This window comes from Burkholderia sp. MSMB0856, from assembly GCF_001524645.2.
GTDB lineage: Bacteria > Pseudomonadota > Gammaproteobacteria > Burkholderiales > Burkholderiaceae > Burkholderia > Burkholderia diffusa.
The window spans coordinates 2,340,869-2,356,437 of the sequence record NZ_CP013427.1 but is presented as its reverse complement, the minus strand read 5'-3'; the positions used below and the strand labels follow the sequence as shown (position 1 = coordinate 2,356,437).

The 15,569-nt window shown below is 67.3% G+C and carries 9 protein-coding genes; 1 reads left to right on the top strand and 8 read right to left on the bottom strand.

Translation table 11 applies throughout. The annotated features are described in order from the left end of the window. The first annotated feature begins 36 nt into the window (after window positions 1-36). The gene (locus tag WS87_RS12110) at window positions 37-1,509 is read left to right on the top strand and encodes an NYN domain-containing protein (protein ID WP_059815917.1); all 1,473 of its coding nucleotides are present in this window, start codon (window positions 37-39) and stop codon (window positions 1,507-1,509) included. A gap of 84 nt (window positions 1,510-1,593) precedes the next feature. Here WS87_RS12110 and WS87_RS12105 read toward each other — a convergent pair whose 3' ends face one another. The 8 genes from WS87_RS12105 to WS87_RS12070 all read right to left on the bottom strand — a co-directional run bounded on the left by WS87_RS12105 (window position 1,594) and on the right by WS87_RS12070 (window position 15,473). Beyond that, entirely contained in the window at window positions 1,594-1,977 is a 384-nt protein-coding gene (locus tag WS87_RS12105) for a VOC family protein (RefSeq protein ID WP_059815914.1), read from the bottom strand. 115 nt (window positions 1,978-2,092) lie between these two features. Further along, on the bottom strand, window positions 2,093-5,401 hold the full coding sequence (locus WS87_RS12100; RefSeq protein WP_059815911.1) for an efflux RND transporter permease subunit: 3,309 nt from the start codon (window positions 5,399-5,401) through the stop codon (window positions 2,093-2,095). Window positions 5,402-5,404: 3 nt separating this feature from the next. Then, a complete protein-coding gene (locus WS87_RS12095) occupies window positions 5,405-8,524 on the bottom strand; it encodes an MdtB/MuxB family multidrug efflux RND transporter permease subunit (protein WP_059815908.1) in 3,120 nt (1,039 codons plus the stop codon). Between the two features lie 15 nt (window positions 8,525-8,539). Then, window positions 8,540-9,913, bottom strand: coding sequence for an MdtA/MuxA family multidrug efflux RND transporter periplasmic adaptor subunit (locus WS87_RS12090; RefSeq protein WP_059815905.1), 1,374 nt, complete (start codon window positions 9,911-9,913; stop codon window positions 8,540-8,542). A 250-nt stretch (window positions 9,914-10,163) separates the two neighbouring features. Next, complete coding sequence (locus WS87_RS12085; protein ID WP_059815901.1) at window positions 10,164-10,988, bottom strand: IclR family transcriptional regulator; 825 nt, start codon at window positions 10,986-10,988, stop codon at window positions 10,164-10,166. A gap of 560 nt (window positions 10,989-11,548) precedes the next feature. After that, window positions 11,549-13,507 (bottom strand): PhoX family protein, encoded by a 1,959-nt coding sequence (locus WS87_RS12080; protein ID WP_059815898.1) that lies wholly within the window; start codon window positions 13,505-13,507, stop codon window positions 11,549-11,551. 193 nt (window positions 13,508-13,700) lie between these two features. Continuing rightward, the gene (locus tag WS87_RS12075; RefSeq protein ID WP_059815895.1) at window positions 13,701-14,894 is read right to left on the bottom strand and encodes an ammonium transporter; all 1,194 of its coding nucleotides are present in this window, start codon (window positions 14,892-14,894) and stop codon (window positions 13,701-13,703) included. A gap of 243 nt (window positions 14,895-15,137) precedes the next feature. Beyond that, entirely contained in the window at window positions 15,138-15,473 is a 336-nt protein-coding gene (locus WS87_RS12070) for a hypothetical protein (protein ID WP_059815892.1), read from the bottom strand. Window positions 15,474-15,569 lie beyond the last annotated feature (96 nt).

The following is a 15,569-nucleotide window of genomic DNA, read 5'->3' as shown; positions in this document are numbered from 1 at the left end:
GCAATACAACGCGGCGACCAACCGGTTGGAGTACACATGGCATTACCCCTGGACAACGTCAGCATGGCCGTGTTCTGCGACTTCGAGAACGTCGCGCTCGGCGTGCGCGACGCGAAGTACGAGAAATTCGACATCAAGCCCGTGCTGGAGCGGCTGCTGCTGAAAGGCAGCATCGTCGTGAAGAAGGCGTATTGCGACTGGGAGCGCTACAAGGGCTTCAAGGCGTCGATGCACGAGGCGAGCTTCGAGCTGATCGAGATTCCGCACGTGCGCCAGTCGGGCAAGAATTCGGCCGACATCCGGCTCGTCGTGGACGCGCTCGACCTCTGCTACACGAAGTCGCACGTCGATACGTTCGTGATCATCAGCGGCGACTCGGATTTCTCGCCGCTCGTGTCGAAGCTGCGCGAGAACGCGAAGAAGGTGATCGGCGTCGGCGTGAAGAAGTCGACCTCGGACCTGCTGGTCGCGAACTGCGACGAATTCATTTTCTACGACGACCTGGTGCGCGAGCAGCAGCGCGCGCTGGCGAAGCGCGAACAGCAGCGCACGGGCAACGGCGGCGCGAAGCGCGCCGACGAGCCGTCGCGCAAGCCGGAGCTGGAAGTGCGCCGGAGCGAGGCGATCGCGCTCGCGGTCGAGACGTTCGACGCGCTGGCATCGGAGCGCGACGACGTCGGCAAGATCTGGGCGTCGGTGCTCAAGAGCGCGATCAAGCGCCGCAAGCCGGATTTCAACGAGTCGTATTACGGCTTCCGTGCGTTCGGCAACCTGCTCGACGAAGCGCAGGCGCGCGGCCTGCTCGAGGTGGGGCGCGACGACAAGTCGGGCGCGTTCGTGTCGCGGCCGCGCCAGTCCGCCACGGCGGCCGAGCCGACGGCGGCGCGTGAAACGGGTGGCGCGCAGCACGGTCACGGCGGGCGCCACGGCGAGGCAGCAACGGCCGAGCGTGAGCCGCGGCATCGCGGGCAGCGTGCGGAAGCGGGCGTTCACGAAAGCGCGCAGGTCGATGCCGAAGAGGCGGACCTCGTCGACGTCGTGAGCGACGCGGCGCACGTGCCGGCCGCGACGGCTGAAGCGAATGAAGCAGCCGAGGCGCACGGCGACGCGAAGGACGGCCGCAAGCGCGCGCGCAAGAGCGCGGCGAAGAAGACCGGCGCGAAGAAGGGTGGCGAAGCGAAGGGCGCCGGCCGTCACGCGGCGGCTAAGCCGGACGAGGCTTCGCACGGCGGCGCCAAGCACGGCAGCGAGAAACATGCCGAAGCGCCTCATCGCGACGCGGAGCACGGTGAGGATCGCCACGTCGCGGCGCAGCATGCGGCGCCGACGGCCGGCGAGCACGGTGCCTCGACGGCGGCCGCGCAGCCGCAACACGAAGCAGCACCGGCTGCCGAATCGACCGGTGAAGCGGCTGTCGAAGCGGCACCCGGCGCCAAGCCGAAGAAGCCGGCCCGCAAGACGGCGACCCGCGCGCGTCGCCCGCGCAAGACGGCAGCCGCCGCCGAGTAACGGCGTCACGGCGGGGCGGCATCCGATCGGGGGCGCCGCCCGCGTCGCCACGTCGGCCGGTGCAATGCCGGCCGACGCGTTCCGCTATCCGTTCAGCACGTATGGCTGCGTCATTACTTCGAGGAAGTGACCGTCCGGATCGTCGAAGTACACACCGCGCCCGCCGTTGTGGCGGTAGATGTCGCCGGGATGCCGTTTCGCAGGATCGGCCCAGTGCGGTAGCCCGCGCTCGCGAATGCGCGCGAACACGCGATCGAAGCCGGCCTCGTCGGTCAGGAAAGCGTAATGCTGGGCCGTGATGTCTCCCTCTTTTTCGTAGAAGTCGAGCGACACGCCGTTGTCGAGCTGGACGACCAGCATCGCGCCGAACGGCGTCGGCGCCGGGAGTTCCAGAAGCTCGGTGAGGAAGCGGCTCGACGCGTGCTTGTCGCGGCACCAGACGATCGTATGGTTCAGCTGGACGTTCATGGCGGGTCCCCGGGAAGGGGCGCGAGGGTGAGCATGGACGCACGATAGCCGATCGCGGCTGGCGTGCAAGCCCGTCACGCGGCCGCTTGATGCGGCCGCGTGCCCCGTTACCCGCTTACTCGCCCGCCACCGCCGGTCCGCCCGTGTTGCCGCGGCGGTTGCGGCGCTTTTCGCCCCACACGCGGAACCGGTCCATGTACAGATAGACGACCGGCGTCGTGTATAGCGTCAGCACCTGCGACATGATCAGGCCGCCGGCGATCGCGATCCCGAGCGGCGCACGCAGCTCGGCGCCGTCACCGCTGCCGAACGCGAGCGGCAGCGCGCCGAGGAGCGCCGCCATCGTCGTCATCATGATCGGCCGGAAGCGCAGCAGGCACGCCTCGTGGATCGCATCGAACGACGACTTGTTGCCGTTGCGCGTCTGGTCGATCGCGAAGTCGACCATCATGATCGCGTTCTTCTTCACGATACCGATCAGCAGGATCACGCCGATCAGCGCGATGATGCTGAACTCGGTCTTGAACAGCAGCAGCGCGAGCAGGGCGCCGACGCCGGCCGACGGCAGCGTCGACAGGATGGTGATCGGGTGGATGTAGCTCTCGTACAGGATCCCGAGCACGATGTAGACCGCCAGGAGTGCCGCGAGGATCAGGATCGGCTGGTTGTTCAGCGACTGCTGGAACGCCTGCGCGGTGCCCTGGAAGCTGCCGACGATCGTCGGCGGCACGCCGATCTGCGCCATCGTCTGGTAGATCACCTGGGTCGCCTCCGACAGCGACACGCCCGGCGGCAGGTTGAACGAGATCGTCGTCGCGACGAACAACCCCTGGTGGTTGACCGACAGCGGCGTCGTGCTCGGGCCGAAGGTCGCGATCGCGGACAGCGGGATCATCGTCGACTTCGACGTCGACACCGCCGCGCCCGACGACGCGCTCGACTTGCCGCTCGACGCGATCGAGTTCAGCGCCTGGTTGCGCGCCGAATCGGACGCGATCGCCGCGGCGCTGGTGGCGGCCGTCCCGGCGCTCGACGTGCCGGCCGAGGTCGCGACGAAGGTGCCGGCCGCGGCGTTGGTCGTCTGCGAGCCGTTCGCGCTGCCGCCCGACGTGCTGATCCACACCTGGTTCAGCATCTCCGGGCTCTGCCAGTATTTCGGCGCGACTTCCATCACGACGTGGTACTGGTTCAGCGGGTTGTAGATCGTCGAGACCTGGCGCTGGCCGAACGCGTCGTACAGCGTGTTGTCGATCTGTGCGGGCTTGATGCCGAGCCGCGCGGCGGTCGCACGGTCGATCGTCACCATCGCCTCGAGGCCGCCTTGCTGCTGGTCGGAGTTCACGTCGGTCAGCTCGGCGCGCTTTTGCAGCGCCTCGGTCAGCAGCGGGCCCCACTTGTACAGCTCGGCGCTCGAATCGCCGAGCAGCGTGAACTGGTACTGCGCATTGCTCTGCCGGCCGCCGACGCGGATGTCCTGCGCGGCCTGCAGGAACGTGCGCGCACCCGCGACGTCCGCGAGCGGCTTGCGCAGCTGCTGGATCACCTGATCGGCCGACAGCTTGCGCTCGGTGCGGTCCTTCAGCGTGACGAACATGAAGCCGGAGTTGGTCTGCGTGCCGCCGGTGAAGCCCGCGACGCTCTTCACGTTCGGGTTGGCCTGCACGATCCGCATCATTTCGGAGAACTTCAGCTTCATCGCCTGGAACGACGTCGACTGGTCGGCCTGGATGCCGCCGATCATCAACCCGGTGTCCTGCTGCGGGAAGAAGCCCTTCGGCACGATGATGTACAGGTAGACGTTCAGGCCGATCGTCGCGAACAGGATCAGCAGGACCAGCAGCGGACGGCGCAGCGCCCACGACAGCGTGCGCTCGTAGCCGCGCTGCATCCGCGTGAAGAAGCGCTCGAGGAACCGGCCGAGGCGGCCTTCCTCCTGCACCTCGTGCGACTCGCGCAGCAGCCGCGCGCACATCATCGGCGTGACGGTCAGCGAGACGGCGAGCGACACGCCGATCGCGAGCGACAGCGTCAACGCGAATTCGCGGAACAGGCGCCCGACGATGCCGCCCATCAGCAGGATCGGCAGGAACACCGCGACGAGCGATATGCTCATCGACAGCACGGTGAAGCCGACCTCGCGCGCGCCGTCGAACGCAGCCTGCAGCCGCGGCTTGCCGTTCTCGATGTGGCGCGTGATGTTCTCGAGCACGACGATCGCATCGTCGACGACGAAGCCGGTCGCGACGATCAGCGCCATCAACGACAGGTTGTCGATCGAGAAGCCCAGCAGGTACATCGCGCCGAACGTGCCGATGATCGAGATCGGCACCGCGACGCTCGGAATCAGCGTCGCGCGCCAGTTGCGCAGGAACAGGAACACGACCATCACGACCAGGCTCACCGCGATCAGCAGCGTGTGCTCGGTGTCCTTCAGCGACGCGCGGATCGTCGTCGAACGGTCGAGCACCGGCGTCACCGTGATGTCGGCCGGCAGCGACGCCGTGAGTTGCGGCAGCGCCGCGCGCACGCGGTCGATCGTCTCGATGATGTTCGCGCCGGGCGAGCGGTAGAGGATCACGAGCACCGCGCGCTTGCCGTTCGACAGGCCCAGGTTGCGCAGATCCTCGACGCCGTCGACGACCTCGGACAGGTCGGACAGCCGCACGGCCGCGCCGTTGCGGTAGGCGACGACCAGGTCGCTGTACTGCGACGCCTGCGAGGCCTGGTCGTTCGTATAGAGCTGGTAGTGCTTCGGGCCGAATTCGATCGCGCCCTTCGGGCTGTTCGCGTTCGCGGACGCGAGCGCGGCCCGCACATCCTCGAGGCCGATTCCGTAGTGGAACAGCGCGTGAGGCTCGAGCTCGACGCGCACGGCCGGGTTCGCGGAGCCGCTCACCGACACCTGGCCGACCCCGTCGATCTGCGACAGCGACTGCTGCAGCACCGTCGACGCGGCGTCGTACAGCTTCGCGGGCGACGACGTTTCCGATGTGAGCGACACGACCATGATCGGCGAATCGGCCGGGTTGACCTTGCGGTACGTCGGGTTGCTCTTCAGCGACGCGGGCAGGTCGGCGCGCGCCGCGTTGATCGCGGCCTGCACGTCGCGCGCGGCGCCGTCGATGTCGCGGTTCAGCCCGAACTGCAGGATGATCCGCGCGTTGCCGACGGTGCTGGTCGACGTCATTTCGCTGACGTCGGCGATCGAGCCGAGGTGCCGCTCGAGCGGGCTCGTCACGCTGGTCGCGACCGTCTCGGGGCTCGCGCCGGGCAGCGACGCCTGCACCGAGATGGTCGGGAAGTCGACCTGGGGCAGCGGCGACACCGGCAGCTTGATGAACGCGAACAGGCCCGCGAGCGCGACGCCGAGCGCGAGCAGCGTCGTCGCGACGGGGCGGGTGATGAAGGGGCGCGACAGGTTCATCGCTTACGCGCCCGTCTGCTTGCCGGCGTCGCGGCCGGGGCCGTGCCGTTCGAACCAGCCGCGCACGCGGCGCGCGAGGCTGTCGAAGCCGAGGTAGATCACCGGCGTCGTGAACAGCGTCAGCACCTGCGACACGATCAGGCCGCCCGCGATCGCGATCCCGAGCGGCTGGCGCAGCTCGGAGCCCGCGCCGGCGCCGAAGATCAGCGGCACCGCGCCGAGCAGCGCGGCGAGCGTCGTCATCAGGATCGGCCGGAAGCGCAGCAGACACGCCTGGTAGATCGCCTCGCGCGGTGGCTTGCCTTCGACGCGTTCGGCTTCGAGCGCGAAGTCGATCATCATGATCGCGTTCTTCTTCACGATGCCGATCAGCAGCACGATCCCGATGATCCCGATGATGTCGAGATCGTGCCCGGTGATCATCAGCGCGAGCAGCGCGCCGACGCCGGCCGACGGCAGCGTCGACAGGATCGTGATCGGATGGGTGTAGCTTTCGTACAGCACGCCGAGCACGATGTACATCGTGACGACCGCCGCGAGGATCAGGAACAGCTGATTCGACAGCGATGCCTGGAACGCGAGCGCCGCGCCCTGGAAGCGCGTCTGGAACGAGCCGGGCAGGCCGATGTCCTTCTCGGCGGCGTCGATCGCCTTCACGGCCTCGCCGAGCGACGCGCCCGGTGCGAGGTTGAACGAGACCGTCGTCGACGGGAACTGCGACAGGTGCGCGACGAGCAGCGGCGACGGCCGTTCGTGGAACGACGCGATCGACGACAGCGGCACCTGACCGCCGCCCGCGGACGGCAGGTAGATGTCGTTCAGCGATTCGGCGTAGTGCTGGTCCTTCGGCTCCGACTCGAGAATCACGCGGTACTGGTTCGACTGCGTGAAGATGGTCGACACGATGCGCTGGCCGAACGCGTCGTACAGCGCGTTGTCGACGGTCGCCGGCGTGATGCCGAAGCGCGCGGCGCTTGCGCGGTCGATCTCGATGTAGACCGACTGGCCGTTGCTCTGCAGGTCGGTCGCGACGTCGGCGAGCGACGGCTCCTTCTGCAGCCGCGTGACGAGCTTCGGCACCCAGGTCGCGAATTCGTCCGGGTTCGGGCTCGTCAGCATGAACTGGTACTGCGTCGGGCTCACGGTCGAGTCGATCGTCAGGTCCTGCACCGACTGCATGAACAGCGTGATGCCGGTCACGTTCGCGACGCGCTGCTGCAGGTCGCGGATGATCTGCGCGGCCGACTCGGCGCGCTCGTCGCGCGCCTTCAGGTTGATCAGCATCCGGCCGCTGTTCAGCGTGATGTTGCTGCCGTCGACGCCGATGAACGACGTGAGGCTTTCGACGTTCGGATCCTTCAGGATCTCGGCCGCGAGCGCCTGCTGGCGTTCGGCCATCGCGCCGTACGAGATCGATTGCGGCGCCTGCGTGATCGCCTGGATCACGCCGGTATCCTGCGCGGGGAAGAAGCCTTTCGGCACGTATACGTAGAGCAGGGCGGTGAGCCCGAGCGTCAGCAGCGCGACGACGAGCGTCGAGCGCTGGCGGTTCAGCACCCATTCGAGCGCGACCGCGTAGCGCGCGATCACCCAGTCGATCGCGCGGTGCACGCGCGCCTCGAAGCGGTGGCTTTCGGGCGGCGGCGAGTGGCGCAGCAGCTTCGCGCACATCATCGGCACGAGCGTGAGCGACACGATCGCCGAGATCACGATCGTCACCGCGAGCGTGATCGCGAACTCGTGGAATAGCCGGCCGACCACGTCGCCCATGAACAGCAGCGGAATCAGCACCGCGATCAGGGACACAGTCAGCGAGATGATCGTGAAGCCGATCTGCCGCGAGCCCTTCAGCGCGGCCTCGAGCCCCGAATCGCCTTCCTCGACGTAGCGCGCGATGTTCTCGATCATCACGATCGCGTCGTCGACGACGAAGCCGGTCGCGATCGTGAGCGCCATCAGCGACAGGTTGTTCAGCGAGAAGCCCGCCATGTACATCACCGCGAGCGTGCCGATCAGCGACAGCGGCACCGACAGGCTCGGGATGATGGTCGCGTAGACGTTCGCGAGGAACAGGTACATCACCAGCACGACCAGCGCGACCGCGAGCAGCAGCTCGAACTGCACGTCGCGCACGGCGGCGCGGATCATCGTCGTGCGGTCGGTGACGATCTGCACGTCGAGCGCGGCGGGCAGCGTCTCCTGCAGCTTCGGCAGCTGCGCCTTGATCGCGTCGACGGTCGCGATCACGTTCGCGCCCGGCTGGCGCTGCACGTTCAGGATGATCGCGGGCTCGGCGTTCACCCACGCGCCGAGCTTGGTGTTCTCCGAGCCGGCGACGACCTTCGCGACGTCGGTCAGCATCACCGGGCGGCCGCTCTTGTAGGCGACGACCGCGTCGTTGTATTGATCGGCGCTGGTGAGCTGGTCGTTCGCGTTGATCGTGTACGCGCGCGTCGGGCCGTCGAAGTTGCCCTTCGGCGTGTTCACGTTCAGGTTCGAGATCGTCGTGCGCAGATCGTCGAGGTTCATCCCGTACTTCGCGAGCGCGGTCGGGTTCGCCTGGATCCGTACGGCCGGCCGGTTGCCGCCCGACAGGCTGACGAGGCCGACACCCGCGATCTGCGAGATCTTCATCGCGAGGCGCGTGTCGGTCAGGTCCTGTACCTGCGTGAGCGGCAAGGTCTTCGACGTGATGGCCAGCGTCAGCACCGGCGCGTCGGCCGGATTGACCTTCGCGTAGATCGGCGGGGCGGGCAGGTCGGACGGCAGCAGGTTGCCCGCCGCGTTGATCGCGGCCTGCACTTCCTGTTCGGCGATGTCGAGCGGCAGGTCGAGCGAGAACTGCAGCGTGATCACCGACGCGCCGGCCGAGCTTTGCGACGACATCTGGTTCAGCGACGGCATCTGGCCGAACTGCCGCTCCAGCGGCGCAGTGACCGACGACGTCATCACCTCCGGGCTCGCGCCCGGATAGAAGGTCTGGACCTGGATCGTCGGGTAGTCGACTTCGGGCAGTGCGGCGAGCGGCAGGAAGCGCAGCGCGACGAGACCGGCCAGCATGATCGCCGCCATCAGGAGGGCGGTGCCGACCGGCCGGAGAATGAAGAGGCGGGATGGATTCATCGAGCGGCCCGCGCGTTACTGGGCCGCGGGGGCCGCTGCCTGCGACGCGCCGTGCTTCTGTCCGCCGCGGTGGGCGGCCGCACCCGATGCACCCGACGCCGCGCCGGCGCCGTGTGCGCCCGACGCGCCTTTCGGCTTGTCGGCCGGGATCGTGATCTTCGCGCCTTCGCGCAGCCGGTCGGAGCCGTCGGTGACCACGCGCTCGCCGATCGCGACGCCGCTGACGATGCTCGTGCGCTCGCCGTCGACCGGGCCGACCTTGACCTTGCGCACCGTCACCGTGTTGTCGGGTTTCACGATGTACACGAACTGGCCGATCGAGCCCGTCAGCACGGCGGCCGTCGGCACGATCGTCGCATCGCGCATCACGTCGACCAGCAGCCGCGTGTTCACGAACTGATTCGGAAACAGCAGGCCTTCCTTGTTGTCGAAGGTCGCGCGCAGCTTGACCGTGCCGGTGCTCGTGTCGATCTGGTTGTCGAGCGTCTGGAGCGAACCCGTCTCGAGCGGCACCGTGTTGTTGCGGTTGTACGCGGTGACCGACAGTTTCCGGCCCGCGTTCACCTGCTTGACGATCTGCGGCAGGTTGTCCTCCGAGGTCGTGAAGATCACGCTCATCGGCTGCAATTGCGTGATCACGACGATCCCGTTCGTGTCGCCCGGCGTCACGTAGTTGCCGGGGTCGACCTGGCGCAGGCCGACGCGGCCCGACACCGGCGCCGTGATGCGCGCGTACGTGAGGTTGAGCTTCGCGGAGTCGATCGCCGCCTGGTCGGTCTTCACCGTTCCTTCGTATTGCTTGACGAGCGACGCCTGGGTGTCGACCGTCTGCGACGCGATCGAGTCCTGCGACAGCAGCGTCTGGTAGCGCTTCAGGTCGATGCGGGCCGTCGCGAGCAGCGCCGAGTCGCGCGCGTGCGTGCCTTCGGCATTCTCGAGCGCGACCTGATACGGGCGCGGGTCGACCTGCGCGAGCAGGTCGCCTTTCTTGACGATCTGGCCTTCCTGGAACGCGACGGACTGCAGATAACCCGACAACTGCGTCTTGACCGTCACGTTCGCGAGCGGCGTCACGGTGCCGAGCGCGGACAGCACGATCGGCATCTCGCCCTGCGTCGCGGTCGCGACCGATACGGGTTGCGGAACGTTCGCCATGGCGGCGGGGCCGCCGCGGCCGCGATGGCCGCCACCGCCGCCGGCGCTCGCGCCGGAGGCCGCGCTGCCCGCTGCCGACGCGTCCGCCTGCGTACGGTTCCACGGGTGCCACCACAGCAAGCCGCCGATGACGACGACCGCGAGCGTCCCGATCACCAGCGTGCGGCGCGGGCGGCGCGCGGCGGGGGAGGCAGGATCCTTCGAAGGGGGCGTGGGCTTTTGTTGGTTGTCCATCGTGTTCTGTCAGGAAGACGGCGCGGCGGGCCGGGAGACGGGCCCGGGGCGGCGCGTGGGCTTGCGGTGCCGGAGGGCCGGCTCGATCCGGGCCCTTCCGGCCCGCGCGGGAAAAGAAAAGAGCGGTGCGCGCCGCGAATGCGGCGCGACGATGGGCATGATGCTACGTCCCGTCCCCGTTACAGTCCAGTCGTCTATCTTTCAACGGGTTACGGTCGTTACAGAAGGCGACGGGACGATGACGGATCGATTACACGGCGCTGCGCCGGGCGGGTGCGCCGCCGATCTCACGGGTGATTTTCGCGATGCATTCGTGCAGCGCGGGCACCACGTGTTCCTGCAGCCATTCGGGCGGGCACTGACTGGATGCGCCGCCGCAGTTCACCGAATAGCGCTGGCCCGACGGGCCGACGAAACCGGCCGCGACTGCGTTCAGCCCTTCGCGCCATTCGCCGATCGCGATCGCATGGCCCGTGCGCATCGCATCCTCGACGCCGGGGTTCAGGCGCGCGGATATGTGCGGCCAGTCGTCGCCGGCCGTCGCGCGCAGCGCGTCGAGCAGCACGCGGCGCTCGTCGTCCTCCAGTGCCGCGAGATACGCGCGGCCGACCGCGGTGCGCGCGATGTCCATCCGCGAGCCGATCTCGAGACGCGTGACGAGCACGGCCGAGCGCGGCCGGATCACGTCGATCGCGACCATGTCGAGCCGGTCGCGCACCGCGAGGTGCACCGACAGCGACGTGCGCTCGGCGAGTTCGATCATGAACGGCCGTGAGCGCGCGCGGATGTCGAAGTTGCGCAGGAAGCCGTGGCTCAGTTCCAGCACCGACGCGGTCAGCACGAAGCGCTCGCTGTCGGGCAACTGGAACAGGAAGCCGGCGCTGACGAGCGTCGCGGTGATGCGCGACACGGTCGGCTTCGGGATGCCCGTCAATTCTGTGAGTTCGCGGTTGCTGACCGGGGCGTCGGCGGCCGCGATGCGCCGCAGCACGGCGAGGCCGCGCGCGAGCGCGGTGATCTCGTCCGGCGACGATTCGCGGTCGCGGGGCGCGGGAGGCGTTAAAGGTGTCGACACGAGGGATTCTCTCTATTTCCGAAACTCGATTTCAATTTTGTTGGTATTGTAGGATGATTGTCAAAAGATGCGTGTTCCATGGGTGAATCGTTCATCAGATGAGATTTTACGGGTTCACCCTTGGTTTATTAGGAAAGCGCTCAAATGTGCATTACCGGGAAGCGAACAAACCGGTGCAAATACCGCTTGACTTGTCGGGCGGAAACGGAAAGAATGTCTCACGTTTTCGAAACATCGTTTCACGAGTTTAACCGGCAACGGTGTTTCGCGCAGTCTCTCAGGTTCTAGCACGGCCCTCGGAATGGCTAGAACTTTTTTAGCGCCACGGTCTCCGTGGCGCTTTTTTTTGCCCGTCCGCCGGACGCATCAGGTCCGTATTATCCCCCGATCGCTGAAATCCCCCGTTCGACCGTGCTCGTGCGCGCCTGCGTGCGTGCGGCGCGCGAAAAAAAAGCGCGATGCCCGCAATGGGCATCGCGCGTAAACCGGCGTGGAGCGCCGACGAATGAAACGTGAAGAAGAAAGCGTGACAGGGGCACGCGGCCCCACGGTGCCGAGGGTCAGCCCTTCGCGAGCTTGATGCTGGTCGGCTCGGCCGTCAGGTAGCCGACGCTGGCGCCGAAGCGGTCCTTGAAGTTCGCGCGCACGAGCGGATCGAGCGTCGGCTTGACCTTGTCGTGCAGCGGCGACTCCCAGTCGCCCGCGTGCTGGAAGTTGCTCATGATGTAGGTCCAGCCGTTGATCTCGTCGACCGCGTGCAGGCCCGTCGATTCGGCGCCGGCCGGGCACGACAGCACGCGCACGAGCGACTTCGTGTCGACGTTGTACGCCCACAGGAAGTTGTTCACGTGCATGCCCGAGTCTTCGCCGATGAAGAGCGTGCGCAGCTTCTCGGAGAACTTCAGGTTGTCGGGGTTCGCGATCTTGTCCGGGTTCGCGAGGTTGCCGAGCGCATCGGCCGCGGCGAGGTCCTCGCCGACGAGCGCGGCCGGCGCGCCCATGTCGACCGGCACCCACTCGCTGTCGATCGCGCCACCCGACGTGTCGCGCTGGCCGGCCTTCAGGTTCAGCGCGTAGACGGCGCCTGCTGCGATCTTCTTGTCCACCGCGACGTCGCGCGACACCGCATTGCCCTGGACCATCGACGTCTCGATCCGCGACATCGCCGTGTAGACGATCTTGTCCTTCGCGTTGACCGTCGTGCCTTCTAGCTTCGTGAACGCCATGCTGCCGCCGATCAGCGCCGCGTAGCGATGCGTCTCGAGGAACGCGGCCGCCTTTTCCATCCCGGGCTTCACGCGCATCCAGTTGAACTTGCCGCCGAAGTGGATCTTCGTGTAGCTCGCGTCGTTCGGGTCGGTCGTCGTCAGGTCCATGATGTCCGACGCCTTCAGCGTGTTCGCGAGCGTCTCGATCTCGCTGCTGGTCGCGTGACCGATCCTGATCCACGTGAGCGTCGCGCTGCCGGCGCCGGCGGACGACGTCTGCGTCCACTTCGCGACGTACAGCGTGCCGGCCGACAGGTCGGCCGCCTTGTCGGCGACGAACATGAACAGGCCGCCGTTGGTGGCGTCGTCGCCCATCATCACCGTGCGCTGGTCCGGCATCACCTGGATCAGCTCGTGCGAGATGCGGCCGAGGCAGTAGTGCTTCTTCACCGAGCCGGTGCCGTCCGGGTTCACCGTGATCTCGGGCAGGTGGCCGTAGTGATACGGGTTCGCCTTCGTCTCGTCGCCGAACGTGTTCCGGCTGAATGCCTTGAACTGCGCGTCGGTCGCGGCCTTCGTCGCGTCCGGCTCGTATTCCTCGCTTGACAGGTGCGTGCCCCACGGCGACAGGCTCGCGCCGCACGTGATCCACAGGCCGTGCGCCTTCGACGTGTCGACGTTGTGATACTTGACCACCTTCAGCGCGCCGCTGGACGGATCCTGGTCGAGCGTGATCACCGCGATCGGCGACGGCAGCTGGCCGTACTGCGATGCGCTCGCCTGGTCGCGCGTCGTGTATTCGAACTGCACGACCGCGAACACCGTGTTGCCCTTCACGCCGGCCACGTTCGCATTCTTCAGCGTCAGCAGCGAGCTGCCGTCCGGGCAGTCCGAATAGAACTGGCGCTCCTTGCCCGCCACCGAGCGGTCGATGATCGGCTGGTTGTTGATGTCGTAGTAGCCGCCCGCGAGCGTCGTGCCGCCCTTGCCGTCCGGCACCATGTCGCCCGTCACGAAGAACGGCCGGTACGCGAGCTTGAAGTTGCGCGACGAGCCGTCCGAGAACGACACCGACAGCGTCGAGCCGACCGTCGTCGTGGCCATCGCGGCCGCGTTGTCGAGCGTGGGCGCGGCCATCGCCGAGAATGCCGCAGACGTGTACGCGGCGGCGGCCGGCGTCGCCCCCGGATTGTCGTCGCCGCCGCAGCCCGTCAGCAGGGCCGGCAGCGCGAGGCCGGAGAGGGGCAGCATGGGCGCGCCGGCGAGGATCTTCAGGGCCTGACGACGGGAAGCATTGGGCAACGCGGGCATGTGGAGTCCAGTTTCGAATGTTGGAAGAATGGCCTTTCGCGAAGCAGGCGATCAGCAAGCAATGCGAAGGCAAGTTGAAAACTGGACCGAAGTTTAGGGACGCTCGATGAAAGTTTTTTGAATTGAAAACGTAATGATGCGTCGGGCGTCCGTCAGGCGCGCTGCCGGACGCCGGTTGGGTGTGTGTTCGCGCTCAGTCGCGCTCGGGCGTCGCCGAGATGCGGTGGATCGACAGGTCGGCGCCGTCGAATTCGGCTTCGCGCTCGAGGCGCAGGCCGACGGTCGCCTTCAGCGCGCCGTACACGAGCGTGCCGCCGGCGGTGGCGATCGCGATGCCGCCGAGCGTGCCGATGAGCTGCGACACGAACGACACGCCGCCGAGGCCGCCGAACGCGGGTTGCCCGAACACGCCGGCCGCGATGCCGCCGAGCGCGCCGCACATCCCGTGCAGCGGCCACACGCCGAGCACGTCGTCGATGCGCCACTTGTTCTGCACGCAGGTGAACATCGCGACGAACAACGCGCCGGCTGCCGCGCCGGTGACGAGCGCGCCGATCGGATGCATCACGTCGGAGCCCGCGCAGACCGCGACGAGGCCCGCGAGCGGCCCGTTGTACGTGAAGCCCGGATCGTTGCGGCCGGCCATCCACGCGGCGAGCGTGCCGCCGACCATCGCCATCAGCGAGTTCACGGCGACCAGGCCGCTGATCTTGTCGAGCGTTTGCGCGCTCATCACGTTGAAGCCGAACCAGCCGACCGCGAGCACCCATGCGCCGAGTGCGAGGAACGGAATGTTCGACGGCGGGTGCGCGGCGATCCGGCCGTCCTTCGCATAGCGGCCGTGGCGTGCGCCGAGCAGCAGCACGGCCGGCAGCGCGACCCAGCCGCCGAACGCATGCACGACGACCGAGCCCGCGAAATCGTGGAACGGCGCGCCGAACGCATGCGTGAGCCAGCCCTGCACTCCGAAGCGTTCATTCCATGCGATTCCTTCGAAGAACGGATAGATGAAGCCGACGATGATCAGCGTTGCGACGAGCTGAGGGTTGAATTTCGCGCGTTCGGCGATGCCGCCGGACACGATCGCGGGAATGGCCGCCGCGAACGTCAGCAGGAAGAAGAAGCGCACGAGCGCGTAGCCGCTGTGCTGCGACAGCGTGCCGATGTCGTCGAAGAACTCGACGCCGTACGCGATCGTGTAGCCGATGAAGAAATACGCGAGCGTCGACACCGAGAAGTCGACCAGGATCTTCACGAGCGCGTTGACCTGGTTCTTCTTGCGGACCGTGCCGAGCTCGAGAAATGCGAAGCCCGCGTGCATCGCGAGCACCATGACGGCGCCGATCAACAGGAACAGTGTGTCGACGCCGGATTTCAGACCATCCATGCTGTGGCTTCCTTGCGCAAAAAACGGGCAAGGAATGCAAATATCGAGCCAACTTGGTGAACGAGTGCGTATAAGTGGTGCGGGCGGCCGTGCGATGCGGCATGTCGGCGACGCGTGCACGGAAGCGGGGCAGGCTGCGTGTGGGGCCGGTGGGGCAACGAATGCACGCGCGTGGTGCGATGCGAGCGCAACTGGTGCGTGCGATACGCGACGTGGTGCGCCGCGATGCACCGGTCTGGCGCGTCAGCGGCGGGCGAACAGCACGCGTGAGCGCCGCAGCCGCAGTGCGCATGCACACCAATAGGCGGCGACGGTGGTGAGCCCGAGTGCGGCAAACGCGAGCGCCGCGAAGCCCGCGTGCGACTGGCCGTCGCCGTCGGGGCCGAGGATGCCTTGCGCGACGATCAGCGCGGCCGTCCAGAAGCCGATCACCGCCTGGGCGAGCAGGCGAGCGCACGCCACGCGGCGCGGGCGCCCGGCCGCGCGCAGGCACGACGCGGACGGTGAGCGAAGGCACAGGAACAGGGTGGCGGCGAGCGCGGCGGCCAGCGCAATGAACCAGTCGATGAGGAAAGCCATGAAGAAACGGGCAGCAGACGGAGCGGATTGAGGCCCGCCCACTTTAGTCTCGGCACGCCTGCGATTGAATCAGACAAATCCGAAATTGAAAGGCAT